At 68.7% G+C, this 26289-nt stretch carries 29 protein-coding genes; 18 read left to right on the top strand and 11 right to left on the bottom strand.

Annotated features, from left to right (window positions below; translation table 11 throughout):
* Nucleotides 1-171: 171 nt before the first annotated feature.
* From HDC37_RS13235 to HDC37_RS13250, 4 genes are all read right to left on the bottom strand, one after another.
* Nucleotides 172-492, bottom strand: coding sequence for a DUF3467 domain-containing protein (locus HDC37_RS13235; protein WP_179560840.1), 321 nt, complete (start codon nucleotides 490-492; stop codon nucleotides 172-174).
* Between the two features lie 43 nt (nucleotides 493-535).
* A complete protein-coding gene (locus HDC37_RS13240; protein ID WP_179560841.1) occupies nucleotides 536-4090 on the bottom strand; it encodes a bifunctional RecB family nuclease/DEAD/DEAH box helicase in 3555 nt (1184 codons plus the stop codon).
* 289 nt (nucleotides 4091-4379) lie between these two features.
* Complete coding sequence (locus tag HDC37_RS13245) at nucleotides 4380-4907, bottom strand: nitroreductase/quinone reductase family protein (protein ID WP_179560842.1); 528 nt, start codon at nucleotides 4905-4907, stop codon at nucleotides 4380-4382.
* A 211-nt stretch (nucleotides 4908-5118) separates the two neighbouring features.
* A complete protein-coding gene (locus HDC37_RS13250) occupies nucleotides 5119-6351 on the bottom strand; it encodes a sugar MFS transporter (protein WP_179560843.1) in 1233 nt (410 codons plus the stop codon).
* A gap of 111 nt (nucleotides 6352-6462) precedes the next feature.
* Here HDC37_RS13250 and HDC37_RS13255 point away from each other — a divergent pair, with 111 nt between their 5' ends.
* The gene (locus tag HDC37_RS13255) at nucleotides 6463-7047 is read left to right on the top strand and encodes a sugar O-acetyltransferase (RefSeq protein ID WP_179560844.1); all 585 of its coding nucleotides are present in this window, start codon (nucleotides 6463-6465) and stop codon (nucleotides 7045-7047) included.
* Between the two features lie 4 nt (nucleotides 7048-7051).
* The gene (locus HDC37_RS13260; protein ID WP_179560845.1) at nucleotides 7052-7624 is read left to right on the top strand and encodes a TetR/AcrR family transcriptional regulator; all 573 of its coding nucleotides are present in this window, start codon (nucleotides 7052-7054) and stop codon (nucleotides 7622-7624) included.
* Between the two features lie 126 nt (nucleotides 7625-7750).
* On the opposite strand, the gene HDC37_RS13265 is transcribed toward HDC37_RS13260, so the two are convergent.
* Nucleotides 7751-8692, bottom strand: coding sequence for a DUF2971 domain-containing protein (locus HDC37_RS13265; RefSeq protein ID WP_179560846.1), 942 nt, complete (start codon nucleotides 8690-8692; stop codon nucleotides 7751-7753).
* Nucleotides 8689-9738, bottom strand: coding sequence for a DUF1214 domain-containing protein (locus HDC37_RS13270; protein WP_179560847.1), 1050 nt, complete (start codon nucleotides 9736-9738; stop codon nucleotides 8689-8691). The genes HDC37_RS13265 and HDC37_RS13270 overlap by 4 nt, the downstream gene beginning before the upstream one ends.
* A 44-nt stretch (nucleotides 9739-9782) precedes the next feature.
* Between HDC37_RS13270 and HDC37_RS13275 the strand changes: the two genes are divergently transcribed.
* The 3 genes from HDC37_RS13275 (at nucleotide 9783) to HDC37_RS13285 (ending at nucleotide 12639) form a co-directional block, all read left to right on the top strand.
* Nucleotides 9783-10544: a TetR/AcrR family transcriptional regulator gene (locus HDC37_RS13275; protein WP_179560848.1), complete on the top strand. Its 762-nt coding sequence runs from the start codon at nucleotides 9783-9785 to the stop codon at nucleotides 10542-10544.
* The gene (locus tag HDC37_RS13280) at nucleotides 10541-11194 is read left to right on the top strand and encodes a GAP family protein (protein WP_179560849.1); all 654 of its coding nucleotides are present in this window, start codon (nucleotides 10541-10543) and stop codon (nucleotides 11192-11194) included. Before HDC37_RS13275 ends, HDC37_RS13280 begins: the two co-directional genes overlap by 4 nt.
* Nucleotides 11195-11256: 62 nt before the next feature.
* Nucleotides 11257-12639, top strand: a complete 1383-nt coding sequence (locus HDC37_RS13285) for a DUF2252 domain-containing protein (RefSeq protein WP_179560850.1) — start codon at nucleotides 11257-11259, stop codon at nucleotides 12637-12639.
* 130 nt (nucleotides 12640-12769) lie between these two features.
* Here HDC37_RS13285 and HDC37_RS13290 read toward each other — a convergent pair whose 3' ends face one another.
* Both HDC37_RS13290 and HDC37_RS13295 read right to left on the bottom strand, forming a co-directional pair.
* Nucleotides 12770-13567, bottom strand: a complete 798-nt coding sequence (locus HDC37_RS13290) for a CPBP family intramembrane glutamic endopeptidase (protein ID WP_218869740.1) — start codon at nucleotides 13565-13567, stop codon at nucleotides 12770-12772.
* 166 nt (nucleotides 13568-13733) lie between these two features.
* Complete coding sequence (locus HDC37_RS13295) at nucleotides 13734-13943, bottom strand: hypothetical protein (protein ID WP_179560548.1); 210 nt, start codon at nucleotides 13941-13943, stop codon at nucleotides 13734-13736.
* Nucleotides 13944-14076: 133 nt separating this feature from the next.
* Here HDC37_RS13295 and glsA point away from each other — a divergent pair, with 133 nt between their 5' ends.
* From glsA to HDC37_RS13325, 6 genes are all read left to right on the top strand, one after another.
* On the top strand, nucleotides 14077-15006 hold the full coding sequence (gene glsA / locus HDC37_RS13300) for a glutaminase A (RefSeq protein ID WP_179560852.1): 930 nt from the start codon (nucleotides 14077-14079) through the stop codon (nucleotides 15004-15006).
* Nucleotides 15007-15192: 186 nt separating this feature from the next.
* Nucleotides 15193-15870, top strand: a complete 678-nt coding sequence (locus HDC37_RS13305; protein WP_179560853.1) for a response regulator transcription factor — start codon at nucleotides 15193-15195, stop codon at nucleotides 15868-15870.
* Entirely contained in the window at nucleotides 15863-17224 is a 1362-nt protein-coding gene (locus tag HDC37_RS13310) for a cell wall metabolism sensor histidine kinase WalK (RefSeq protein WP_179560854.1), read from the top strand. Before HDC37_RS13305 ends, HDC37_RS13310 begins: the two co-directional genes overlap by 8 nt.
* A gap of 56 nt (nucleotides 17225-17280) precedes the next feature.
* Nucleotides 17281-18069, top strand: coding sequence for a hypothetical protein (locus tag HDC37_RS13315; RefSeq protein WP_179560855.1), 789 nt, complete (start codon nucleotides 17281-17283; stop codon nucleotides 18067-18069).
* Between the two features lie 220 nt (nucleotides 18070-18289).
* Nucleotides 18290-18460, top strand: coding sequence for a hypothetical protein (locus HDC37_RS13320; RefSeq protein ID WP_179560856.1), 171 nt, complete (start codon nucleotides 18290-18292; stop codon nucleotides 18458-18460).
* Nucleotides 18461-18588: 128 nt separating this feature from the next.
* A complete protein-coding gene (locus HDC37_RS13325; protein ID WP_179560857.1) occupies nucleotides 18589-18996 on the top strand; it encodes a GNAT family N-acetyltransferase in 408 nt (135 codons plus the stop codon).
* On the opposite strand, the gene HDC37_RS13330 is transcribed toward HDC37_RS13325, so the two are convergent.
* Nucleotides 18980-19492 (bottom strand): DUF1990 family protein, encoded by a 513-nt coding sequence (locus HDC37_RS13330; protein ID WP_179560858.1) that lies wholly within the window; start codon nucleotides 19490-19492, stop codon nucleotides 18980-18982. The two genes, HDC37_RS13325 and HDC37_RS13330, sit on opposite strands and share 17 nt — an antisense overlap.
* Before the next feature lie 54 nt (nucleotides 19493-19546).
* On the opposite strand from HDC37_RS13330, the gene HDC37_RS13335 reads away from it, so the two are divergent.
* From HDC37_RS13335 to HDC37_RS13365, 7 genes are all read left to right on the top strand, one after another.
* The gene (locus HDC37_RS13335) at nucleotides 19547-19963 is read left to right on the top strand and encodes a pyridoxamine 5'-phosphate oxidase family protein (protein ID WP_218869742.1); all 417 of its coding nucleotides are present in this window, start codon (nucleotides 19547-19549) and stop codon (nucleotides 19961-19963) included.
* Nucleotides 19964-20047: 84 nt separating this feature from the next.
* A complete protein-coding gene (locus tag HDC37_RS13340; RefSeq protein WP_179560859.1) occupies nucleotides 20048-20413 on the top strand; it encodes a hypothetical protein in 366 nt (121 codons plus the stop codon).
* A 191-nt stretch (nucleotides 20414-20604) separates the two neighbouring features.
* Nucleotides 20605-20814, top strand: coding sequence for a hypothetical protein (locus tag HDC37_RS13345; protein WP_179560860.1), 210 nt, complete (start codon nucleotides 20605-20607; stop codon nucleotides 20812-20814).
* A gap of 143 nt (nucleotides 20815-20957) precedes the next feature.
* Nucleotides 20958-21437, top strand: coding sequence for a nucleotidyltransferase domain-containing protein (locus tag HDC37_RS13350; RefSeq protein ID WP_374939187.1), 480 nt, complete (start codon nucleotides 20958-20960; stop codon nucleotides 21435-21437).
* 45 nt (nucleotides 21438-21482) lie between these two features.
* The gene (locus HDC37_RS13355) at nucleotides 21483-21929 is read left to right on the top strand and encodes a GNAT family N-acetyltransferase (RefSeq protein ID WP_179560862.1); all 447 of its coding nucleotides are present in this window, start codon (nucleotides 21483-21485) and stop codon (nucleotides 21927-21929) included.
* A 3-nt stretch (nucleotides 21930-21932) separates the two neighbouring features.
* On the top strand, nucleotides 21933-22250 hold the full coding sequence (locus HDC37_RS13360) for a hypothetical protein (protein WP_179560863.1): 318 nt from the start codon (nucleotides 21933-21935) through the stop codon (nucleotides 22248-22250).
* Nucleotides 22251-22317: 67 nt separating this feature from the next.
* Entirely contained in the window at nucleotides 22318-24396 is a 2079-nt protein-coding gene (locus HDC37_RS13365) for an NAD(+) synthase (RefSeq protein WP_179560864.1), read from the top strand.
* A 698-nt stretch (nucleotides 24397-25094) separates the two neighbouring features.
* Here the strand turns inward: HDC37_RS13365 and HDC37_RS13370 are convergent.
* Nucleotides 25095-25649, bottom strand: coding sequence for a hypothetical protein (locus HDC37_RS13370; protein WP_308472216.1), 555 nt, complete (start codon nucleotides 25647-25649; stop codon nucleotides 25095-25097).
* A 128-nt stretch (nucleotides 25650-25777) separates the two neighbouring features.
* Complete coding sequence (locus HDC37_RS13375; protein ID WP_179560866.1) at nucleotides 25778-26221, bottom strand: hypothetical protein; 444 nt, start codon at nucleotides 26219-26221, stop codon at nucleotides 25778-25780.
* Between the last annotated feature and the right edge of the window lie 68 nt (nucleotides 26222-26289).

The raw sequence follows: 26289 nt of genomic DNA on the forward strand, positions 1-26289 counted from the left end.
ATTCGCGCGGCTTTCGGACCGCTCTGAGACGAGTGTGGCGCGGTGTCCGCCCCTCGCCGAACGGACACCGCGCCTGCGCCTTGCGGCGCGGAACCAAGGGTATGACGGCGCCGATTCCCTTTCTTAGGGGGTTGACATCGTCACCTCGAATCGCTACCCCGCGGGACTGGCTCAGTCGGGTATGACAGGCTCGATCGGAGGCTTGCGGCCGGTCTCCTGCTCCCAGAATTCGAGCTGCTGCGTGAGGGCCTTGGCGAGCTCGAACACCTGCTCCGGAGGGATGCGGATACGGCTGACCACGCGCGCCGGCACGATCGTGCGACGCTCCCCCGTCTCGGGGTCGGTCTCATCATGCGGCGGCTGGGCGAGGGTGAGGAAGTCCATCACGAACACCGTCGAGCTGTGCCAGACGTTGGCGAAGTCGGCGTAGTTGCCTCCGATCAGATCGGGCGGCAGATCGATCTCGAATTGACGGGGCACCTGGTCGGACATGCAGCAGTTCCTCCTCGCCGGGGTGATGGGGCGTCTGGCGAGTCTATGGGGCCGCCATCGCCGGCTGAACGGGGTTGCGCTCGGCGTCCTCGACGCTCGATACGGCCGTGGCGGCCGCGTGGACACCGACGAGGCGCGCGAAACCGCTCAGGCGCGCGACGCCCTCGGGGGTGCGCGGCAGATCGTCGAGAAGCCCCGGCGAATAGACCAGATACGCGGTGTGCATCGCCCGCGAGATGGCGACGTTCAGGCGGTTACGAAGGAGGAGGAACTCCAGGCCCCGGGGCGCGTCGCGCCCGGAGGATGCCGCGAGTGACACGATCGCCACTGCCGCCTCCTGCCCCTGGAACTTGTCGACCGTGCCGACCGGCACGTCGTCGAACCCCGCCGCGGTCAGCGCCTCCTCGACCAGCACCTGCTGAGCGTTGTACGGGGTGACGACGATGATGTCCTTTCCCGCCAGGGCTCGCGGTGGTGTCAGCGCCGCACCGCCGGTGTCGTCGATGTCGATGCCGGTCCACTCCCGCCCGACGAGGTCGCGGACGAGCTCGACGACGACCGCCGCTTCCTCGGGCGAACGGGTGGCGTTGCCCCGATGACGGAGCGGCAGCGGATGAAGGCCCGGCGTCACACCCTCGAGAGCGCGCATCGCAGTCGCCCGCTGCGCGGCGAGCTCGCCCCGGTAGGACAAATCGGAGACGGCGCGGGCCACGGCGGGGTGCATGCGCCACGACCGGGCGAGGAAAAATCCACAGTCGGGCGGGATGACGTCGGCCCCGTCCATGACCCAGCCGAGCGCGGAGGTGTCGACCGGTTCGGGGTGGGTGCCCTGGCTCACCTGTGGCAGCTGCTGCGGGTCGCCGAGGAGGAGCAGGCGGGACGACGCGAGCGAGACCGCGATGGTCGAGGCGAGAGAGAACTGCCCGGCCTCGTCGATGACGAGGAGGTCGAGGCTCCCCCGCGGGATGCGTCCCTCATGCGCGAAGTCCCATGCCGTGCCGCCGACGACGAATCCGGATGCCGCGTGCTCGGCCGTGAAGGCTGCGACCCCGTTCTTGGGGATCGGCGTGAAGCGCACCCGCTCCGCGTCATCCGGCTTCTTCAGCGCCTTGCCCACCCGCTGCGCGGGCACGCCCGCCGCGACGATCCGGTCGAGCATGTGCTCGACGACGGCGTGCGACTGGGCGACGACGCCGACCTTGTAGCCGTGCTCGGCGACGAGGCGGGCGATGACGTGCGAGCCGACGAAGGTCTTGCCCGTTCCGGGCGGTCCCTGCACGGCGAGGTAGCTGCGGTCGAGGTCGAGAAGGGCGGCGGTGATGTCGCCGATGTCGTCGCCGGTCTGCGGTGGCAGCGCGCCGGTGCGGGTGCGGGGCGGACGGCGGAGCAGGATGTCGGTGGCCGGGTCGTACGGCAGCTTCGGCGCGGCGGCGGCGACGGCGTCGGCCCAGGCGTCGATGGCGGTCTGCTGGTTCAGTGCACGGGGTGGTGCGGGCGGGGTGAGCGCGAGGGGGAGCTCAGTCCAGGTCTCGCCGTCGATCGCGAATTCCTCCACGATGGCGCCGTCGTCGAGGGTCTCGATGACGGTGACCCGGTGGTCGGCGTGGATCCAGCGTGGTTTGTCGGCGAACGGGAACGACACCGGCAGCTCGTAGAGCGCGAACGGGTCGCTGCCTTCGCTGATGCGTGTGCCGGGCGCGAGCTCGCCGCGCAGTTCGAGGCGGCGGCGGAGGGTGCGCTTCCCCTCCTCCTGGTACCAGTCGGTGACGACGTGGCAGCGCGAGGAGTCGAGCATGATGACATCGCGTGTCTCCTCCCACACCGACGCCGGCTCGCGCAGGCGCAGGAAGTGGGTGGCCCAGAACGACTTGGCCTCGCGCGGGTAGTAGTCGATCGCGGCCGCGCCGAGCCGGAGCGCACGCGACTCCGCCGAGTCGGCGTCGCGCTGCGCGGAGAGGGCGTTGAGCCGGTCGGCGCGCTCGGACGGGGTGTAGACGTGCTCGTCGGGATCGGGGTTCGGGGTGGGGCGCAGCTGCGCTTCGCGAGCACGGTCGACGAGCCAATCACGCAGGCGCAGCGTCGAGACGCAGTCGTAGCGGTTGTAGTCGGCGAGGTCGTCGAGAATGCGGGCGGCTTCAGCCGCGGCATCCGGTCCATCCTGCTGCAGCGCCCGGGCCTGCACGTACTTGACGATCGAATCGTCGCCCTTCTGGACGTCGCTCGTGCGCACCTCGTCGCCCATGTAGAGCGGTTCGAGTTTCTTGATGGAGTACGAGCGCGAGCCGACACGGAGAGCCCGACGCACGATCGGGTAGAGGTCGACGAAGACCCCGTCGCGCAGCAACTGGTCGACATCGGACTCGCGCACGCCGTAGCGCGCCGCCATCGCCAGAAGGTGCGTGGGCTCGTAGGGCGCGTAGTGGTAGATGTGCAGGTCGGGGTGGGTCTGGCGCCGGAGAGCCACCATGTCGAGGAACCGTTCGAGCGCCTCCTTCTCCTCGGCGAAGGAGTGCGCCCACAGGGCCGAGTAGTGCTCGTTCAGGTCGACCCAGCCGAAGAGGTAGTCGATTCCCCAGGTGGTCCCCTCCCCCTCGGTGTAGAGCGGGTCGCCTTCGAAGTCGAAGAAGACGTCGCCCTGACTCGGACGCGGGAGGGCACCGAGGGCCTGCGGCTGCACGACCTCGTAGTTCGGGATGTCGCCGGGCGAGCTCAGCTGCAGCCGCGCCTGGGTGCGCAGCAGCGCGATGGTGTCGGGATTCATGCCCGCCGGCGCGGTCTCGAGGCGCGCCAGGTCGTCGATCGTCTCGACTCCCGCGGCGCGGAGTCGCTCGCGCTGCACCGGCCGCATGCCCGCGACGAGGAGAAGGTCGCCGGATGCCGCGACTTCAAGGTCACAGGTCGCGCAGCGTCCGCAGGCGACGACGCCGAGGTCGCCGCGCGGGTCGCCCCACGCGATCGGGTCGCCGGTCGCCCCGAGGTCGAGGCGGCGGTCGGCGATGAGGGCCTGCAGGCGATCGCGTCGCAGCTGGAACACAGGGAGGAGGTCGTCGACCTCGTGGCTGCTGGTCGTGCCGTCGCCGAGGAGGAGCTCGACGCGGTCGGAGCGCGGGATGCCGAGCCGGTCGAGCTGGGCGACGTACGCGGCGAGCTGCATGAGCGCAGTGACCCGGGCGTGACGGGCGAGCTTGGTGTCTTGCACAATCCACGCGCCGAACTCGTCGCGGACGAGGAAGTCGGCGAACCCGACGAAGTCGTGGGTGGCGAATGTGGCCTGGTAGATGACGTCGGCATCGGAATTCAGGGCGGCGTCGGTGAGCCGCACCGCCTCGGCGAGCGCGTCGGCATCGGAGGAGCGGGTCTCGGGGATCTCGACGACGCCGTCGCCGAACTGCTCGCGGTACCGGGCCAGAACGCGGCGTTCGTGCTCGCCGCCGAGCTCGCCCGCGCGACGCAGGGTCGGGTCATCCGGCTCCTCTACCGGGTCGACGCGACCGAGCTTGGCATCGATCGCCCGCAGCCACGCGAACTCGCATTCGGCGGCCGCTTTCAGGTCGCTCGCGCTCCAGACGATTCGGCCCTCGGCCTCGATGTACCGCACTCTGCCCTTCCCGCCGGCTCATCGGAAGAACCGTCCTCACGACCATAACCGGGGCCGCCGACGTCTCTCGGGGCGCAGCGCTAGCGGTGGAGCGTTGAAGCGCCCACGATCGTGCAACTCAGCGGGCGGGGTAAGTGATTCGCTCTGTGCTCGCGTCACAACTGGGTGCACTCGGGCCGGGCGACGCCCGGTGATCCATCGGGAACGGGCGCGACTCGGTGCCCGCAATCAAGCGGTTTCAACCGGACGTCGGGTTCTTGTGTGATTCGCGTAGTGCGGTGCGCCTCTCTCAGGTGGCGGTTGGGGTGAGCCGCGCGATTGGGAACACTCGCGTCGTCCGGGTCTTGTAGTAGCCGAATGGCGGGTACATGCGTACGAGTTTGTCCCACAGCCATGCACGGTCGGCCTCATCGATCACCTCGGTGAGCGACGCGGTCACGGTGGTTGGACCGTCTTCGATGGTGGCGGCGCCGGCGGCGCGAAGGTTCAACCACCATGAGGGGTGCGCGTCGGCACCGGAGTAGGCCGCGCAGATGACGTAGTCGCCACGGTCGCGCACGAACACCAGCGGCGCGGTCCGCGGCTTCCCGCTCGTGCGGCCGGCCACGGTCAGCAGCAGCGTGGGGTACGAGCGCGCCTGCGCGCGTCCACGGGTGAGCCGGTAGAGCCGGGTGTGCGCGACCGTGCCGAAGCGCACGAACGGCCGCGCGGCTCGCGTGCGCGCGAAGCCTGTGGCGATGCGCCACACTCGCGAGGCGACGCGAGAGAGGAACCCGGCGATCCTGGCGTCGGGCGTGGCCGGGGCATCACTAGTCATTTCACGCAGGGTAGCGGGCGTCGCTGCGATCCGATGCGTCACGACCGGCTACCACGACGTACCCGTGATCCGGAAAGGAACAGAAGGGGTCCGGCGGCGAAGCACACCGCACGCGGCTCGGACTGCACCTCACCCGTCCTGTGCGCGCGGTCTGCGATCACGGACGGCGGCGAGCGTCGGCTCCGCACGTCTCACCGCCGACAGACCTCCCTCACCCCGTCATCGCGGGAGTGTGCTCTCGGCGCCGCACGAGGCGGTTGAGACCCTCGGACGTGAGCAGGCCCACACCCACCAGCACTGCGAGGAAGAGCGGGAAGATCCACAAGCCCTTCCATGTTGAAATCACGCCGAAGAGCGGCGGTATGAACGTGGAACCCGTGTAGGCGGCGGCCATCTGGATGCCGATGATCGCCTGCGAGTTGCGGCGGCCGAAGTTGATCGGGGTCGAGTGAATGATCGCCGGATAGATCGGGGCGCATCCGAGACCGAGGATGGCGAGCCCGACAAGCGCGATCGCATTCGGCTGCGGCACCGCGAGCATCACGATGCCGAGGGCGACGGTGAGGAAGCCGCCGCGGATCATCCACCGGTCGCCGACGCGGTCGGCGACGAAGCCCGCGATGAATCGTCCCGCCGTGATTCCCAGCAGGAAGAGTGAGGCGAATGCGGCCGCCGTGGCGACGTCGACCCCGCGATCGATGACCAAGTAGGTCGATGCCCACAGGATCGCCGTGCTTTCCAGCGCGCAGTAGGCGAAGAAGGCAATCAGGATCAGGATGACGCCGGGAATGCGGATCGCCCGCGCAAGGGGAACGTGCGTACGGCCCCTCTTCGCCTCGCCGTCAGCGTCGAGCCCGTGGTCGGCTCCGCCGCGGTCACTGGCAGGGACGAGTGGATTGACCCTGCGCCACATCGGGATGCTGACGAACAGGGCGAAGGTGAGGATGACCTGGAGCAGTCCGACGATGAAGTAGGCGCTGGACCAGTTACCACCGCCCGCCAGCGCGTAGCTCATGATGAACGGGCTGATCGAGGCGCCGAGACCCCAGCAGGCGTGCAGCCAGTTCATGTGGCGCGCGGCGTAGTGCAGAGCGACGTAGTTGTTCAGTGCGGCATCCACCGCGCCCGCGCCGAGCCCGTACGGGATCGCCCACAGGCACAGCACCCAGAACGAACTCGACGTGGAGAATCCGACGAGAGCGGCCGCAGTCATCGCGACACTGACCGAGGTGACCAGTCCAATCCCGAAACGACGGGTGACCCGCTCCGAAGCGAGGCTCGAGAGGATGGTGCCGCCCGCAATGATCATGGTGACGATCCCGGCGAACGCGATCGGTACCCCGAGGTCTCGATGCATCACGGGCCACCCGGCCCCCACGAGGGAGTCCGGCAGGCCGAGGCTGATAAAGGCGATGTAGATGATCGCGAGGAGGAGCGAGTACACGGTGCGGCGGCTTTCGATTCGCGGGAGCAGGCGGAGGACGCGCTTAGATCACGTTGGTACGATCGTACACACTATATGTACGTTCGTACACATTCGAGGTAGGGTGAGGTTATGACCGATGACTACTTCGCCGGGGACCCGCGGACAAACCGCGAGCGGATGCTGGCGGGCGAGCTCTACATCGCCGATGATCCGGAGAGCGGGCGCCTGCATCGGAGAGCCGTGCAGCTCGCGGACGCGTACCATCGCGCCGAAGTCGCGGGCGATCCGTCAGCCCGCGACCTGCTGGTCGATCTCGTCGGGAGTCTCGGTGAAGGGGCGCACGTCAACGCCCCCCTGTTCGTCGATTACGGCGAGAACATCCACATCGGCGCCCGCACCTTCGTCAACTACAACCTCACCGCGCTCGACGTCGCCCCGATCACGATCGGTGAAGACTGCCAGATCGGACCGAACGTTCAGCTTCTGACTCCCACCCATCCGACCGATCCGCAGCCACGCCGGGACAAGCTCGAAGCCGCCGAGCCCATCGTCCTCGAGGACAATGTGTGGCTCGGCGGTGGTGTGATCGTGTGCCCCGGCGTGACCATCGGGAAGGACTCGGTAGTCGGTGCCGGGTCGGTCGTCACGAAGGACATTCCCGCCGGCGTCGTCGCCGTGGGCAACCCCGCACGCGTCATCCGCTCGATCGGATAGCGACGTGGCCCCTCCGGAGCGACCCGCCGGATCCCGACGGGGTCGTCGAAACGATCCCGACCGGCGCGACCGGATCATCGACGCGTGCCTCGCCGTGATCGCGCGTGCGGGGGTCGCCGGCACTTCGCACCGCAAGGTCGCCGCCGAAGCCGGCGTCCCGCTCGGCGCGATGACCTACTACTTCGGCAACATGGACGAACTCCTCCGCGAAGCGTTCACCCGATTCGCCGAGACGATCAGCGACCGATTCGAACGACGGATGGCGTTCGCCTCGGACGCGATCGCCGCGCGCGATGCGGTCGTCGCAATCATCCTCGAGGACGTCTTCGGCGACGATCGCGAACTCGTCCTCTCGCACGAGCTGTACACGCTGGCTGCCCGTCAGCCCGCGTACCGTTCGATCACCACGGCCTGGATGGAACGCAGCCGCGCGGCGCTCGAGCGGCACTTCGACCCCGCGACCGCCCGGATGCTCGACGCGCTCATCGAGGGACTCACGATCCACCGTGCCCTCGATTCCCACCAAGGAGACAGCCGCGACGTCCAACTCGCGGTTTCCCGCATCGCGGCAGGGTGAGAGACCGATCGCCGCCGATGGCTCACGCTCCGGACGAAGCCCCGGGTCGACCCACGCTGACGTACGACGACGAAGCGCGTCGACCGAGCGGGGGCCCGTCGTTCGACGAGGCGGTGTGTACCGTCCTCACTCGCGGAACGGGATCCGCGAAGAGATGATCGGCACGTCCCGCATCCGATGGTGTGTCAGCAGTGCCGCCACGGCGCTGCGGGCAATGGCTCCGTTGGGGCTGGGCGAGATCGCGATCGCGCGGATGGGAAGCGGGGCCGGGCGTGAGGTGACGGATGCATCTGCGTCATCGGAGTCACCGGTGAGTTCGAGGTAGGGCGTCACTCCGTACGCGGTGTGGCGGAACCGCGCGACGGGCGCTAACGCCCGATCAGGCGAAAGGGGACTGAGGAGCGTCGTCGTGTGCCGCGTCTCCTGCTCTTCTCGGAATCCGGGGTGCTTGATCAGGAGGAGCGCTTGCGAGGCGGCTTCCACCGTCTCTTCGAGGGCTGCGAGGTATTGCCGCATGGTGGGGGTCGCGTGTTCTCGCATGACCATGACGCGCTGAAGCTCGTTCTCGAATTTCTCGTAGACGGTGCTCACGAGCTCTTGTTGGCCGGCCGGGTCATATCTGACCGGACTCCATGGGTGGTTGCTGATGATGAGGTCAGTGCAGGCACCAGGGTCGGCTACGAGTACCTTCAGGTGGGCGGGTGGGTCGAGCCCCAATGCGTAGGATTCCCCGCGGCCGCCGTAACTGCGCCACATCGCCAGCGAGTCAGGCGATCGAGATGCGCTGAGAATGAAGAACCACTCCGCTGATCGGCGGGGGGTTTGGGTTGACTGCCGAAGTCGCTGCTGAATGTCGCGGAAGAGCTCGTGGTCGTCGTCGGCGAGGGCCTGGAAACGTTCGAGCAGCAAGCGCTGACCGAGCGCTACCTCGCTGGTGTCATTGAGGAAACCAGAGGCGGTCGACCAGAGAACTTGCCGACTGAGGATGGACAGCAGTCCGGTCCCGTCGGTGTAGTGCCATACCAGCCCTTCCGGCGCGGGCGGGATGTCTTCGTAGGGCGTACTCACGTGGTGGCGACCTCGATCGTCGGAAGGGTGCGAGAGGTCATCAAGAGGTTGCGTATGGCGAAGATGCCTTCACGCAGGCCGCCGGTGTCGATCCAATTGGGGTGATCGGATGGGTCAGGGCCGAGAACCAGTTCGTAGTGGCCGTCCGCCGACGCAACGATGTCACGTGCAGTGCGGAAGCATCGGGTGACGCGGTAGTCGGAGGTGTTGAACCATCGATCGTAGAAAACGAACGAGGTGTAGACCGCGTCGGGCATCGTTCCCCTGACGCGGAGACTCTCGCCGTCGCCGAGCGACACCCAGCATCCGTCGTAGGTGTTATCCCGGGTGGGAAACAGGGCCCCGGTGTACCGCGGCCGATGCACGGCGGCATCTGCGGGCGGGTAGCTGTTCACGCTGGCGGTTCTGAGCGCGTCCGTCACTCCGATCGTGGACAGAACCTCATCACGGAAGTAGTGGACCGCGTTACGGGAACGCGCGGACGAGGACATCGACGGGACGTCGCCGCCGACACGCGTGATGCGAACATCCGGGCGCGGGTGGCGGATGTCGGAGTAGTAGAGGCGGACGATGAGGACATAGTCGGCTTCCGCGAGCGGCACCCACGGGTGCCCCTCGCGTGCCGGACCGCCCACCGCGACATCGATCTCCTCTGGACCGTGCGGCGCGGCGTGCGCTCCCCCGACATTGCCGGTCGGCGCGTTGTAACCCGAACCGCGGCCGTAGACCTGGATGCCGATGTAGGTCGCCTCGGGCGCGACTCCGGTCACTCTGTACACCCCGTCGGGGTGCACCGGTGCGGAGAGGTAAACGGTGCCTGGGTTGTCGCCGCCGTACTTCCGCCACGGCAGCTCCCAGTCTGTGAATTCGGGTTGCGCCGGATCACCCTTCTGGAACCACATCTCGTCGGCGAGGGTGAGGGCAGAGTGCAGGAAGAACCGCGCTCGGTCGTACTCGCGCTCGTCCTTCCCGCGCAGCTCGTTCTCCACGAGCGCCGTCATCTCGGAGATCGCGTCGCTGTACCCGGCGAACTGAAGAGTTCCCATAGTCCATGTTTACAGAAAGCATGAATATGTAACAAGATGTCGTTGTGCACGGCCGAGCTCCCTCTCCCTCCGATGGCGGCGATCAGTCCAAACCGCAGCGGTCGACCCCCGGAGAGCGGACACGCGCTCGCCTTCTCGACTGCGCGGTCACGGTTTTCGCGGAGACACCTCGAGGTGACGTGCGTCTGGCAAACATCGCCCGCTGCGCCGGCGTCACCAGTCAGGCCATCTATCGGCACTTCCGCAATCGTGACGATCTGTATTACGCGGCAGTGGCGCACGATATCGAGCGACTGCAGAACAACGTGCTCACCGACATCCGGTTCGACGCGCTCCCGCACATGACGGGTCGCTTCTGGGAGAGCTACCAGCAGCACGCCGGAGACCACCCACTGGCTCGACTGGCGGTCTCGAGCCGCGATCCTGTGGTGCTGAACTACCTCGTAGGTCTTCCATCGTCGCAACGCATCTTCGCCTCAGGAGCGAGAGACTTGGCGGCTTCCCAGCGGGCCGGTCTCATCCGCGCGGACGTGAATCTCGACAGCTTCGCACACACCGTTCAGTCCATATCGATGCGCATGATGGTTCCCTTCATCTTCGACGGTGCGTATGAGGGTGCGGACTGGCAGGAAGCGGAGCGCTTGCTTCTCGCTGCGCTGTTCTACCCTGTTCCCGACCTGTCAGACGATGCGTCCCGACGCGAGATCGAACGTCGTATGGCCGAGGCGGCGAAGGAGATCGCCCGCGAACGAGGCCAAGATGAGATCCGGGTCCCGCTCCCGCCCACCGGAGGGGAAGCGGTATGAACGCGCCCGTGATCGCCACTTTGCTCCCTATCGCTGTGGGAGTCGCTTTGAGTCCTGCCGCCATCGTTCAGCTCATCCTCGTGCTGCTGTCGCGGAGACGCATCCTGAACGGCGTGGTGTTCGTCATCTCCCTCCTTCTCTTCAACGCCGCGGCGATGCTGGTAGGCGGCTGGGGCGCAGCCGCTGTGGGGGAACGGTCCGATGCCGAGCCGTCGCTGGGGGTCAGTGTGGTGATGATCACTCTCGGCGCCCTGCTTCTCGTGATCGGAATCCGGAATTGGCGGCGGCGTCACGACACGTCCGAACTCGCCGTTCTCGCGACGATCTCGGAGATGGGACCCGGCGCGGTCGCTGTTCTCTCCTTCGGCGCCACCTTCGTCAATCCCAAGAACCTGCCGCTGCTCGTGTCCGCGGGGGCAACGGTCGCGTCAGCGGCCGCGCCACTGCTCTCGGGGCTGGTCTTCCTGCTTGTGGCGACCCTGCCGTACTCCGCCACGATCGTCTACGCCCTCGCCGGCGGAGAACGCGCGGCCCGGAATCTGGACAGGGCACGGGCATGGCTGGTCGCGCGGAATCGACTGATCATGGGCGTGCTGTGCATCGCGTTGGCGATCGTCCTGGTTGCAAGGGGTGCAGCCGGGCTGTTGTAGGCGAGGGCCTGTCATGGCGCTACCGACGAGGTGCCCGGGCGAACGGGCAGGCAGGAACAACCATGGAACTGACCGGATACGAGGCTGAGGCGCTGCTGACGAGAACGCGCCCGGACAGGGAGACCCGCCGGGCGCGTGGAAAGGCCCGTCGCAAGCAGGTCCCCCGGGGCGCCCATGCCGAGGTGCCCACCGCCGAGGCACGCCGTGACCCGCTCAGCCTGCTGCGAGCGCAAGACAGCACGAGAGAGCCGAGTCTGGTTTCCCTCCGATACGAACGCATGTCCGCGAACCCCTTCGCCTATCTGCGCGGGTCAGCTGGTGTGATGGCCAGCGATCTGAGCCTCGTCGCCGACAGCGGCATCCGAACCCAGCTCTGCGGCGACGCTCACCTTGCGAACTTCGGTCTCTTCGCCAGCGCTGAACGGACACTGGTGTTCGACCTGAACGACTTCGACGAGACGCTCGCAGGACCATTCGAATGGGATGTGAAGCGCCTGGCCGCCAGCGTGGCTGTCACAGCACGACTGCTCGGGCTGTCCGACAAGCACACCCGCGACGCCGTCAGAGCAGGCGTCGCCGAATACCGCGGGGCGATGTCGCGCTTGGCGATGCTCCCCACCCTCACTGCCTGGAACACCCGCGTCGATGGAGCCGCGCTTCGCAACCGTCTCAAAGGCACCCCGCTCGGAAAGGCCATGGCGGCCGCGGCCGAGAAGTCGACACGGAAGACCAGTTCGTCGGCAGCGCGAACCCTCACGGAAGGCGCGGGCGCACAGCGCCGGTTCCGGAGTGAACCCCCCCTGCTGGTGCCGGTACCCCGCGCCGATTTCGACACCTTCCTCGCATCCCTCACCGACATCTACCGCGGATACCTCGAGACAGTGCCGATCGACCTGGTCGCGCTCCTCTCCCGATTCGCATTCGTGGACCTGGCTCACAAAGTCGTCGGCGTCGGCAGCGTGGGAACGCACGCCATCGTCGTCCTGCTTCAGACCGGCGACGACGAGCCCCTCGTGCTGCAGCTGAAACAGGCCGGCCCTTCCGTCCTCGAGACGTACCTGGGCGCCAGCCGTTTCGCGAACTCCGGGCAGAGAGTGGTGGCCGGCCAGAAAGCGATGCAGGCTGCCGGCGATCCGTTCTTGGGCTGGTCTCGTGCGCACTCTGGCGCAGGACCGACCGAGGACTTCTACGTCCGTCAGCTCCGCGACTTGAAGGCGTCCATCGAGGTGGAGAAGCTCAGCCGGAACGCTCTCGTGGTCTATTCACGAGTCTGCGGTGGAGTTCTCGCGCGAGCACACGCACGGGTGGGAGACTCGGCCGAGATCAGCGGATACCTCGGCAGCCGTCCCGTCTTCGACGACGCGGTCGCCGAGTTCGCGGTCCACTACGCCGACCTCACCGAGAAGGACCACGCCGAACTCATGGCGGCCACGAGCCACCCCTGAACGAACTCTCCCGGCCCGCCGACCTGACCCGACCGGCCGCCGCCGCCGACTTCCGGCGCCGCCTGGAGATCCTCCTGCACCAGATGTCCGCACGGGGCAACGTCATCGCCACGTTCACGGCGGGTGGATGTCACCCGCTTCGTGCGGAGGCCACCTGTTCATCGAGTGCGCCGGGCTTCGTCCACCACGAGCGTCGAACGATGATCGGAATGCTGAGGACGATGACCGCCGTGCTCGATACCGCGGCGATGACGCCCGCGGCGACGCCGGTCGCGGCGGTGTAGTTGAAGGCGGTGTGCCACAGCGCGACGACGAGGATGGACCGCCCGGCCCCGAGGTACATCCAGAGAAGGACGATGGAACCGCTGAGCAGTCCGATTGCCCACCCGATGATCCCGCCGAGGCCGAGCTCGCGGAAGTTCTCCACGACGAAGAAGAGGGGTATGTGCCACAGACCCCAGACGAACCAGACGATGAAAGCGGCGACCCCCTTGCTGGTCCGCCGAACGAGCGTGTCGCCCAGGTACCCGCGCCACCCGGTTTCCTCACCATAGCCATTGACGACCAGCACGTAGAGAACCGTGAGGACGCCCCACGCCGGGGCGCCGGAGTAGTCCGTGGATCCGCCCCGTGCCGCTCCGATGACGGTGGCGCTGATGGCGACGAGAACGGTCGCGGAGAGGACGAGGACAACGCCACGGGAAGGACGCCAGCGGATCATTCTCCGGCAGAGCTCGATCACACCGGCGCGCCCCCGACCGGCGAACACCGCCGCGAAGGCTCCTAGGGCTGGGCCGAGCAAGCCCGGAAGATGGCTCGGCCATCCCTCCCCTGCTCGCACCGTGGTCCCTGCCAGGGCCAGCGGAATCCACGAGGCCCACGAGAACCCGAACGCCACGAGCAAGAACACGGACGTCTCGGTCCGCACCCGCGACGCCTGCACCGTTCCGGCCTCCCTCGAGCTCCCGTGTCTCAGGATGCAACGCGGGCAACGGCACGACAAGGGTGCAGAGGGATGCGACACCGATCCGCGCCGCGGGTGCCGCGTCGATCAGCGACATGCGACTGCCTGCGGTGAGGCGGTGCGACGGCGGTCAGGCTCCCGCTTGCTCGTCCTCTTCCGGCTCGAAGCTCGAGGGCTCTCCGGTGTGTCCCGCGGCAACCCCGTCAGGCTCGTCGGGAATCGTCCCGTCCTGCCCCAGTCCGCCGGGCTTCTCGTCGCCCTCCGACCTCTCGACGTCCGGGCCTTCGTACCCCTCCTCCTGGTCAGCGGGAGAGTGCTGGTCGTGCGAATCCTGCGTCATCGTGGGTACCTTCCTCTGTGCTGACGTCTAGCGTCCACCTCCGGCGCCCGCCAGCAGACGGGGTTGACAACGCGACGGCGTCACCTCGGCCGCCGCGCGCCGATTCACCTCGAAGCCGTGACAGGGTCGAACCATGACCGCCACCCAGGAACCGGGTTCGTACGACCTCGACGCGCTGCGCTCGCGCGTCCTCCCCCACAGCGAGGGCGTCGTCGACGACAGCATCCCGAGCCTTGCCGAGGCCGACCCCGGGCTCTGCGCCGTCGCACTCGCGCTGCCGGACGGCACGGTGCGCGGCAGCGCGCACGCCGACACCGCCTTCACGATGCAGTCCTCGGTGAAGCCCTTCCTCTTCGCTCTCGCCCTCCTCGACACCGGCGGCGACGCGCTCCATCGCGTCGGCATCGAGCCAACCGGCGAGGCATTCGACGCGATCAAGCTCGAAAGCGGCACCGGCCGCCCGCCGAACCCGATGGTCAACGCCGGCGCGCTCCTGACCGCCTCCCTCGTCGACGGCGACGACGTCGAGGCCAGATCGGACCGCATCCTTCAGGGGCTCTCCGCCTTTGCCGGACACCCGCTCGAGATCGACGAGCGCACGGCCGAGGAGGAGCGCGAGCACGGCGAACGCAACCACGCGCTCGCGCACCTCATGCGAGCCGAAGACACCCTCGAGGTGACCGCCGACGACGCCGTCGAAGTCTACGGACGGGCATGCGCCGTGCTCGTCGACGTCGAAGCCCTCGCCGTGATGGGCGCGACCCTGGCCTTCGGAGGTGTGAACCCGGTGACGCGCGAACGCGTGGTCCCCGCCTCCGTCGCGCGCGACGTCGTCTCAGTCATGGCGACCTGCGGGGTCTACGACGGCTCAGGAACATGGATGCAACGCGCGGGCGTCCCCGCGAAATCCAGCGTCTCGGGGGCCATCGTGCTCGCCGCGCCCCGCAGGCTCGGGGCCGCCGTACTCAGTCCACCGCTCGACGATCAGGGCACCAGCGTGCGCGGTCGCATCGCGAGCGAGATGCTCAGCGACGACCTCGGGCTGCACGTCTTCGCGACCTAGGGTCACTCGGACATCGCATTCGTGGCCGTTGGACGTCTCCCCTGACTCCAGAGTTCTCCGTTCCACGAGACCGTAACGGCCACCAAGGTCCGTAGCGGACACACCCATCGACGGGGTCACCGCGCGTTCAGCACGCGTTCGGCGTGCTTCAGCCGGGATTCAGCGTGCGCGCATCAGGCTGAACGCATGAGAGTGCTGCTCGTCGACGATGAGGTGCGCCTCGCCGACGGCATTCGGCGCGGTCTCGAGGCAGAGGGCATCGCGGTCGACGTCGCCCACAACGGCGTCGACGGGCTGTGGATGGCGAGCGAGAACACGTACGACGTCATCGTGCTCGACGTCATGATGCCGGGCAAGAGCGGCTATCGCGTCTGCGCCGAGCTCCGCCAGTCTGAGAACTGGACCCCGGTGCTCTTCCTGACCGCCAAGGACGGCGACTGGGACGAGGTCGAGGGCCTCGACACCGGGGGTGACGACTGGCTGACGAAGCCCTTCTCCTACCCCGTGCTGCTCGCGCGACTGCGTGCGCTCATGCGCCGCGGTGGCCGCGAGCGTCCTGTCGACCTGACAGCGGGCGACCTCGTCCTGAATCCGGCCACACGCCGGGTGACCCGCGGTGACGCGCGCATCGACCTGACGAGCCGCGAGTTCGCCGTGCTCGAGTACCTGCTGCGCCGCCGCGGCGAGGTCGTCTCCAAGCGCGAGATCCTCGAGAACGTGTGGGACGGCGACTTCGACGGCGACCCGAACATCGTCGAGGTGTACGTCGGCCACCTCCGATCGAAGATCGACCGTCCGTTCGCTCGGGACGCCATCCAGACGGTGCGCGGCGCCGGATACCGGCTGGCGGCCGACGGTGGCTGAACCGACCGGGTCTGCCGCGGAGACGGCACAGCCGAGGCGCCCGCGGATCCTGCGTGGCATTCCCGCCCGGATCACCGCCGGCGCGGTCGCGATCGTCGCCGCCGTCCTCGCCGCCGACTCCGTCGGCGTTGTGCTCGCACTCGACCGCATGCTGGCCGGAGGGGTGGCCGCCACCCTCGAGCAGGACGTCGCCGGGCTCTCCGCCGACGCCGCCAACGACGACCTCGTCGCGCTCGACGTCCTGCGAATCAACGACGATGAGCGCCTCGTGCGGCTGGAGGAACCGTCAGGCACGGTCGTCAACGACGAGGGCGCCGCCCTCTTGCCGAGCCCCGAGCCGGGCGAACAGGTGCGCGCCCTCGTCGACGGTGAGCCCTACCTGGTGGCGTCCTTCACCGTCGACGAGCAGACGGTCGTCATCGCACGCTCGCTTGTCACCGTCGATGAGGCGGTGTCCGCGACGAGCCTCGCGCTCGCGGTCGCGATCAGCTTCGCGCTCGTCATCATCGCGATCGTCATCCGATTCGTCGTTGCACGCTCGTTCGCACCCGTCGAACGGATGCGGCGCACCGTCGACGCGATCGACCCCGGCGACCTGGGTGCTCGCGTACCCATACGCGGCGTCGACGACGAGGTCGACCGCCTCGCAGGCACTTTGAACGGGATGCTCGACCGCCTGGAAGGGGCGCAGTTGCGTCAGCGCCGCTTCGTCAGCGACGCCTCGCACGAGCTGCGCTCGCCGCTCGCGACGATTCGCCAGCATGCGGAGCTGGTCCGTGCGCATCCCGATGCCGAGACCGAGCGTCAGCTCGCAGACGTCGTTCTCGACGAGGCGGAGCGCATGCAGTACCTCGTGGACGACCTGCTGCTCCTGGCGCGCCTCGACGAGCGCGGCGACGTCGGCACCCGCACCGACCTCGACATCGACGACGTCCTGCTCGCTGAGGCGAGCCGCGTCCGGGGCGCCACCACGCTGAACGTCGACACGTCGCAGGTCCATGCCGCGCGAGTGCGGGGCAACGAGCGGTTGATCGCCCGCGCGATCCGAAACGTCGTCGACAACGCAGCGCGGCACGCGCGAAGCGGCCTGGCATTCGCATCGCACGCGAGCGACACGGGCGTGGTCGTCACCATCGACGACGACGGTCACGGCATCGCCGAGGCCGACCGCGAATCGGTGTTCGACCGCTTCGTGCGCCTCGACCAGGGTCGCGATCGCGACAGCGGGGGCAGCGGTCTGGGCCTTGCCATCGTGCGACAGGTGATCGTCGCTCACGGCGGCTCCGTCGCGGTCGAGAGTGCGCCGCTCGGGGGGGCTCGACTCATCATCGAGCTGCCCGCCACCGCCTCCTGAAGACGCCTTCAGGTCGCTTCAGATCTGTTTCAGTGCTCACCCGCGAGCATCTGAGCATGGACACCACACAGAACCCCAGCACCCCCGCCCCCGCCCCCGCCCCCGCCCCGGCCGAGCAGGCCACCGGCTCCCGCAAGCGACTGCTCGCGTCGTGGGTCAAGCACCCCGTCACCATCGGCCTCGCCGCCGGTACGGGCGTGCTCGCCCTCGTCGGCGGCACGATCGTGATCGCCGATGAGATCGCCGAAGAGGTCTGGCCCGACCGCTACTACGTCGAGTACCTCGGCAGCGGCATGGCGGTCGACGATTCTTCCGCCTCATCGACGCTCAGCGCGCCGCTGCAACCGAGCACTGTGGAGCCGCTCGCCCCGGTCGAGGACACCGCCACTGACGTGCCCGCAGCGCCCACGGCGCCGGCCACGCCGACGGACGCCTCCTCGCAGGAGGCACGCGAGTTCATCGCGGCCGTCGACGCCGCTGTGGCCGCCGCCGACGGGGTCGGAGTGACCGAGATCGCCGTCACCGGCGGTGGCTTCGAGCTCGACGTGCTGCTCTCGAGCGGCCGCGAGATCGACGTCGCCGTCCTCGCCGACGGGTCGACGGTCGTCGACCGACTGCCGTACCCGGACTCGACGAGCGACCCGGCCCTCGACCGCGACCGGATCGAGGCCATCCTCGATGCGGCGCGCGCCGCCCTCGGGACGTCCGACGCCGCCGCCGTCTCGCTCTCGACCGAGGCGAGCCCCGGCACCCGCTACGACGTCGAATTCGCCACTCCGAGCGGCACGTTCTGGGTCGAGCTCAGCGCCGACCTTGCCGTCGTCGAGGTGGACAGCGACTGGTAGACACCCGTTCGCCGCGGGCCGCGAGGAGTCGTCCTCGCGGCCCGTTGTCATGCGGTCGACCGGTAGCCTCGACGCCACCGCGATGGTCAGGCCGGCCCGCTGCGTCCCGGAGCATCGAACGCGGCGAGGTATCGATGCACGAGAAGGGCGCCGTCGCGGGTCATGGATGTCCGCCCCACGGGGGATGTGGACGACCGGATAGGTAGGCAAGCTCAGTACTATGAGCGAAACCATCTTTGCGCCAGGAACAGACGTGCTCGCCGGTGACGAACGGGGCATTGTCGTCGACATCCGGGCAACTCCTTCTGGCAAGTGGGTGTTCGGGGTGGAGAACGCCGACGGGGGTGTGAGCTACTTCACCGAGAAGGCGTTGCGGCTCGCCGAAGGCTAGGGCCACCTTGGCCGGGGCAATCGCCCTGGGACCCAGGGGGCTGCTGGAGGTGTCGGCGCCTGCGTGTCCGGCCACCGTGTGCGAAGCGGCCTGGTCGCCGCATCCGTCAAACCCGTGAGAATGAGCCCATGGAGTACAACGTCGACGAGGATCCCGCCCGCATCCAACCGGATGTCGTCTGGGCGTGGCTGTCGACCGAGGCGTACTGGGGCCGGCAGCGGAGCCGTGCCGATGTCGACGCGCAGATCGCGGGCGCCTGGCGCGTGGTCGGGGCGTATCGCGCCGACACCGGCGAGCAGGTGGGCTTCGCACGCGCTGTTTCCGACGGCGTCACCTTCGCCTACCTCGCCGACGTCTTCGTGACCGCGCCCCACCGCGGTGCGGAGCTCGGCAAGCGCATCCTTCAACGCATGATCGACGACGGGCCGGGCAAGGACTTCCGCTGGGTCCTGTTCACCGGAGACGCACACGGCCTGTACGCGCAGTTCGGATTCGCCGCCCCGGACGCCACCGCGATGGTCAGGCCGGCCCGCTGAGACGCGGTCCATCGAGTGCGGCGAGGTATCGGCGGGTCATCCACGCCTGGAACCGGCGCGCCGCCGGCCCTCCGATCCTCGTGAACCAGCGGCCCGGACGGGAGAACGCGACGATCGCGAACACGACCTCGCCCGAGGGGGAAAGTCGCAGTTCGAATCGCTCCTCGCCCTCCTCCGGGTGACCGGGGAGAGTGCCGTACGCGAAGCCGCACGCGTCGGGCGTCCGCTCCGCCCACACCACGAGACACGGGATGCGGAAGACCAGGGGGCCGAGACGCACCCGCATGTCCACGCGCGTCCCCTCGCGAAGCGGGTCCTTTGACATCCGCACCTCGGCGCCCGCTCGGCGCTGCACCTCGCCGGCGAAGAGGAGGTCTGCCGCACGCTCGAAGTCGGCGCGCCCGTGCCCGACCACCCGCTCCATCCGCGTGTGGTGGTAGCCGGAGGGGAGGTCGCCGGCCGTGCCGCCGACCTCGTCGTATGTCAGATTCGTCACCTTGCCACGCTATTGGTCTGCGCGGCGCCACCCCCGGGTGAGAGACTGTCGCCCGTGACTCAGCTGACGACATCCGACAGGAAGCTCCTCTCGCGGCCGCTGCAGGCGATGATCACGGTGGCGCCGGCAGGTGACCTCTGGCCCGCTCCGCGACCTGTGTGGTTCGAGTTGACGCCGGCAGACGAGGTGCAGATCTTCTCGTTCGCGTCGACGCCACGGGTGTCGCGGGTGCGCGAGACTCCTCGCGCATCGATCGTCGTGGCGACCCCGGTCGGCGAGCCTGAGCAGTGGGTCTCTCTCGAAGGATCTGTCACGGTGCACGACGATGGCGCCTACCAACTGGCCGATCGGCTTGCGCGGCGCTACTACGCCGGTGAGCCGGCGAAGCTCGCCGTGCTGGACGAGTGGCGGCGCGCAGATCTTGTTCGCATCGTCGTCACCCCCGAACGCATACAGCGGTACTCGGTGTGATCCCCTGCGAGCACTCCGGGCTCTCCGGGTCAGTTCTGGACCGTCGGGGATGACCAACGACGTGACCCCGGATATCGTTACGCCATGCCGACTGTGACGGACTGGATCTCGAGCATCGGGTCGCTCATCGGATCACTCACGGGAATCGGCGCCTTGGTCGTGGCCGTCCTCAGTTACCGGCGCTCCACCCGGGCACTGGCCGCCGACGCGCAGACACGCGGGGCCGTCGGGGCGACACTCGAGGCGGTGGACGCACTCGGTCGCTCGGATCAGTTCGACGCGATGCTGGATGACGCGCTTCGTCGCCGCTCAGACGCGGAGACGCACGAGACAGTCGTCGAGGACGGATACATCGTCAGCCGCGAGCGCCCCGGTGGGCGGGTGAAGAAGGATGCCTTCGAGGCGGCGTTGCTGAAGGCGAGGCGCGAGCTCGGGCTCGCCGATGCCTGATCGCGTTGAGGCGGTTGCCGCTCGCGATCGATTGAGCGACTGCTGCAGCGGCCAAAGCTTGATGTCGCAGCGTCTCCCCGGCTGAATGTCGCGGCGTCGGAACCGGAGCGTTGTTTCGCTGTAACGCGCGTCGCTTACGATCGCACGCGGATGGCGCTGCTCTTTGAGCGCCGGAGGCGAGGTGGGGCGACGTGACGGCACCGCAGTACGAGATCAGCGTGTGGGAGCGCTACGCCACCGAGTTCGCGCTGGCCTTCGCCGACACGCCGACGCGGATCCGCGCGGTGCGCGATGCCTACTTCGTGCACGGGTTCGACGTCAACCTGATCGAGCAGATCAGCGGGTTTCCGATCTGGCGGATCCGACAGGTCATCCGCGACGGGCTGACCCGATCGCAGTGACCGCCCGTTGCGGGCGGGTCTGCGCCGACGACATCGGCGGTGCCCACGCCGAGTGAACGTCGAAATCGCTTGAAGCGCAGGCTGCGACGACGCATACTGCCGACGCGACGGTCAGACGTATCACCGCCACCGAGGTCATCGGCATTCTCGACCTGATAGATCCCGGCGGCGACGAGGTGACCGTCGACGGCGGTTGGGGCGTGGATGCCCTCCTCGGCGGACAAACCCGGGAGCACGGCGACCTGGACCTGGCTGTTCCCGCGCACGGGCTCGACCGCATCGTTAGAACCCTCCGGCGCGCCGGCTTCGAACGCTATCCGCGGTCGGATGACACGGAGTTCATGTTCGTCATGGCAGCGGGCGCGATCGACGTCGATCTGCACGCCTTCGCCTTCGCCTCGGACGAACAGGTCGCATCCGTCGGCGTCGCATACCCCCGCGCCGCGCTGACCGGCCATGGTGCTATCCTCGGGCGGCCGGTCCGGTGCATCGCGGCGGACGGGGTCATCCGCTTCCACAGCGGATACGAGCCGGACGATGACGACCTCGCCGACGTCCGGGCCGTCGCTCAGGCATTCGACCTGCCCCTGCTCCCCGAGCACAGACGGAGTACGAAGGGGTGATGCCTGTTCGGGCGCCGTGTCCTACCCTGTCGCTATCTTTCCCTCATGAGCGATCTCCGGCTGGCTGAACTAGACGCCGATAACCTTCCTGCGGTGATCCAGATCCCCCCGGCGGTGGGCGAGAAGGCATATGTCGCGCCGGTGGCGTACTCCATCGCCGAGGCGTACGTCACTCCGACAGCCTGGCCGCGCGTCATTCTGGACGGAGACGCCGTGGTCGGATTCGTCATGGCGAACTGGGATCCCGACAACGAGATACCCGCGTTCCGCGGTGGGATCTGGCGCCTGAACATCGCTGATGACGCGAAGGGTCGGGGCGTGGGACGCTTCGCCGTCGAGGAGGTCGCTGCGGAAGCGCGGCGACGCGGCTACGACGAGATCACGGTTCTCTGGAATCCCGCGCCCGACGGCCCGGAAGGGTTCTACCTCCGCGTCGGCTTCCAGAAGACCGGTGAGCTGTTTGGCGAGACCATCGGAACCCGGAGGGTGTGACCCATGGATGAGAATCGCTCGGTCGTCCGGATGTGGCGGGGCGCAGTGCGGACAGAGGACACCGCGCAGTACGTCGCCTACGTTGAGCGAACCGGAATGGAGGCGTATCGCGCGACTCCGGGCAACCTCGACGCGTGGATCCTCACGCGCGACCTGGGCGACGGCACCACCGAGATCGTGACGGTGTCGCGCTGGGACTCCCTTGCATCGATCCGAGGTTTCGCCGGCAACGACATCGACGTCGCGGTGTTCTACCCCGAGGACGACCGATTCCTCGTCGCGCGCGACGAAACGGTTCACCACTGGGTGCAGGCGTCGTGAGTGCGGGTGTGCCTCCGCCCGAGGCAAGGGGGCGCGCCCGAAGAACACCGCCTGCCAGACTGAGGCCATGAGACTGCCGTTCGAGAGCGCCTACCGGCACGGCTTCGCCCGCGTCGCCGCCTGCACCATCCCGGTTGCGATCGCCGACCCGGCGGCCAACGCCGCCGCCGTGCTCGACACCGCGCGCGCGCTCGACGCTGATGCGGTCGCCGTCGCCGTCTTCCCCGAACTGTGCCTCACGGGATACGCCGTCGAAGACCTGTTCCTCCAGGACGCGGTGCTCGACGGCGTCGTCACCGCTGTCGAAGGGCTCGTCGCGGCATCCGAAGATCTCATGCCCGTGCTCGTGGTCGGCGCGCCTCTTCGCCACCGCAACCGCCTGTACAACTGCGCGGTGGTGATCCACCGCGGCGAGCTGCTCGGTGTCGCACCGAAGTCGTATCTGCCGACGTACCGCGAGTTCTACGAACGGCGGTGGTTCGCGCCGGGCGACGACCAGCGCCTCGAGGACATTCAGGTCGGCGCACTCCAGGCGCCCTTTGGGCCCGACCTTCTCTTCGAATCCCTCGACGTGCCCGACCTCGTGATCCACGCCGAGGTCTGCGAAGACGTCTGGGTGCCCATTCCGCCGTCCTCGACGGCGGCGCTCGCGGGAGCCACCGTGCTGCTGAACCTGTCGGGAAGTCCGATCACGATCGCCCGCGCCGAAGACCGTAAGGACCTGTGCAAATCGCAGTCGCTGCGCTGCCTCGCCGGCTACGTGTATGCCGCGGCGGGCATGGGCGAGTCGACCAACGACGTGTCGTGGGACGGCCAGACGATGATCTACGAGGGGGGCAACCTCCTCGCCGAGACCGAGCGCTTCCCCGATGGCCCCCGGCACGCTGTCGCCGACATCGACCTCGATCGGCTCCGCCAAGAACGGATGCGACAGGGCACCTTCGACGACAATCGTCGCACCCAGCGCGCCGACGCGCTGTTCCGCACCGTGCACTTCCGTCTCGATCCGCCGGCCCGCGACATCGGCCTGCGGCGCGCGCTCGACCGCTTCCCGTTCGTACCCGACGACCCCGCGCGTCTCGCGCTGGACTGCTACGAGGCGTTCAACATCCAGGTGTCGGGCCTGGAGCAGCGGATGCGTGCGATCGGCGGACCGAAGCCCGTCATCGGCGTGAGCGGGGGCCTGGACTCCACCCACGCGCTCCTCGTCGTCGCACGGGCGATGGATCGGATGGGACGCCCGCGCAGCGACATCCTCACCTACACGATGCCGGGGTTCGCGACCTCGGATCACACGAAATCCAACGCCATCGCCCTCGCCGAGGCCATCGGCGCGTCGATCGAGACGATCGACATCCGGCCCGCCGCGACCGAGATCCTGAAGGGAATCGACCACCCGTTCTCGGGCGGCGAGCCCGTCTACGACGTCACCTTCGAGAACGTGCAGGCCGGCATCCGCACCGATTTCCTGTTCCGCCTGGCCAACCAGAACGGCGGCATCGTCATCGGCACCTCCGACCTCTCCGAGCTCGCGCTCGGGTGGGCGACCTACGGCGTCGGCGACCAGATGAGCCACTACGCCGTCAACGCCGGCGTGCCGAAGACGCTCATCCAGCACCTGATCCGCTGGGTGATCTCGCGGCCGGCGACCGAGGGCGGGTCGACCGAACTGTCCGACCGCGCCGTCGAGGTGCTGCAGTCGGTGCTGGACACCGAGATCAGTCCCGAGCTGGTGCCGGCGGGCGAGGACGGCGAGATCCAGTCGACCGAAGACAAGATCGGCCCCTACTCGCTCAACGATTTCACGCTGTTCCACGTGCTGCGATTCGGCTTCCGGCCTTCGAAGATCGCTTTCCTCGCCGAGCGGGCGTGGGCGGATCCGGATGCCGGGGCGTGGCCCCCCGGGTTCCCCGCCGACGATCGCTACGCCTATGAGCTCTCCGAGATCGTGCGGTGGCTGCGGAACTTCCTGCAGCGCTACTTCGCCTTCGCGCAGTTCAAGCGTTCGGCGATCCCGAACGGGCCGAAGGTCTCGCCCGCGGGCTCGCTCTCACCGCGCGGTGACTGGCGCGCCCCGTCCGACGGCAATGCCGCGGCGTGGCTGGCTGAGCTCGATGCGGCGCTGCCGCAGTTCGCGGGCGACTGAACGCTTTTCTGCGACACCCTCGCGCCGCGTGTCCCAGAAGGCGCGGCCTACCGTCTGCGTCGGCGCATCTTCTGAGACATCCGCGTCCGCGTGTCCCAGAAGGCGCGGCCCGCCGCCTTCGTCGGCGCAACTTCTGCGACATCCTCTCCCGCGTGCCCCAGAGAACCCGCCCTGCGGCCTGCCGTCTGCATCGGCGCAACTTCTGCGACAACCTTGCCCGCGTGCCCCAGAGGACCTTCCCTGCGGCCTGCATCGGCGCATCTACTGCGACACCCTCCCCCCCCCCGCGTGTCCCAGAAGACCCGCCCTGCGGCCTGCATCGGCGCATCTTCTGCGACACCCTCCCCCACGGGTCCCAGAAGACGCGGCCTGTCGTCTGCATCGGCGCGTCTTCGGAGACATCCTCGCCCGCGAGTCTCAGAGGCGCGGTCGCAGAAACGCGGTCGCAGAGGCGCGGTCGCAGAGGCTCGATGTCGCACCTTCTGCAACATCGGCGCGACCCAGACACGCTGACCGCGTCATCCGGGCGTCAGAAGAGCTTCGGCGACATCGTCCGTCGCGCTCCACGCGCGGGAGCAGGCGCGCGCGTAACGGCGGGGCATAGCCGCGACATGCCGCGGCCCGGCGGACCAGCCCGGCGTGTCGGCAGCGATCCCCGCGGGTGTGCACGCGGGGCGACGCGCACGCGCACCGCGGGGTCAAAGGCCGGTGTCTCGCACCCCGACGCGGTCGGGGATGTCGAAGGCGAGCCGCGGCAGCCACGTCTCGGGCTCCGGCCAGGGGCGCGAAGACGGCAAGGCTGCGAGGAGGCGCCGCAGCGCCGCATCCCTCGGCGACGTCGGCGCCGCCGCCGGAAGCACCCGGCGAGGAGCGCGGTAGCCGAGCGCGCCGCACCACCAGTGCCGCCACGTGTCGCCGGCCTCGGCGGGATCGAGGACGATGTAGTAGTCGGGCATGATGGCCGCGCCGTCCTCGAACTGGGCGAGGGCGTTCTCGACCTCGACCTCGAGCACACCGAGGGTGGCGCGGGCCTCGAACAGCTCGACCCAGGCGGCGGCGACGTGCTCGAGCGGGTCGGCATCGTGGACCACGACAGGAGCGGATGCCGCGGCGATGCGCCGCGCGCCGAGAGCGGGCTCGCTGCCCTGGAGACTGAGAGTCTCCACGCCCGGGACGCTGCTGAGAACGTGCAGCGCCTCTTCGGACGCGGAGCCCACGACGGCGACGACGGTTCCGGAAGCCGATAGTGACACCATGCTTCACATTACGTCGGCACCGTCCGGGTGGCACGGAACGTTCGCGAGTCGCAACGAGAATGTAACGCGCACACGCACAGAGGGGATGACCTGGAGGTCATCCCCTCTGCTGTGGGGGGCTGGTGTCAGCTGTTCGCCGAGGCCACCGAGCCGGCCGACGCCGCGGAGGCCGGCGAGTCGGCGGGGGCGGGCGCCGGCGCGGGCGGTGCCGGCGCGGGGGCAGCCGGAGCGGGGGCCGGCGCGGGCGGCGGCACCGGGGTGGGAGCGCTCACGACCGAGACCGTGCTCGAGGGTGCGGCCGGGCTCGCAGGCGACGGCACGATCGTCGGCGAGGGCGTGGGGGAGGTCGCCGACACCACGGTCGCCGACGTGTCGGTGACGCTCATCTGCACGCCGGTGCGGTCCAGGACCGAGCCGCCCGGGCCGACGATCGCTCCACCGGGGACGGTGGTGCCGTCGGTGGACTGCAGGTTCATCGAGGCGGCGGTGGCGGCAGCCGCCCCGCCGACGAGGGTGAGCCCCAGGGCGCCGGCGATGCCGTAGGTGAGCCACTTCTTCTTGTCGTTCATCTCGTTCTCCTTCGTCTGTCCGCCGGGGCTCCGGGGGGTCGGCCCCGGCGGTGATTCCAGAATCGCGG

The sequence above is a fragment of the Microbacterium sp. AK009 genome, from assembly GCF_013410955.1.
GTDB lineage: Bacteria > Actinomycetota > Actinomycetes > Actinomycetales > Microbacteriaceae > Microbacterium.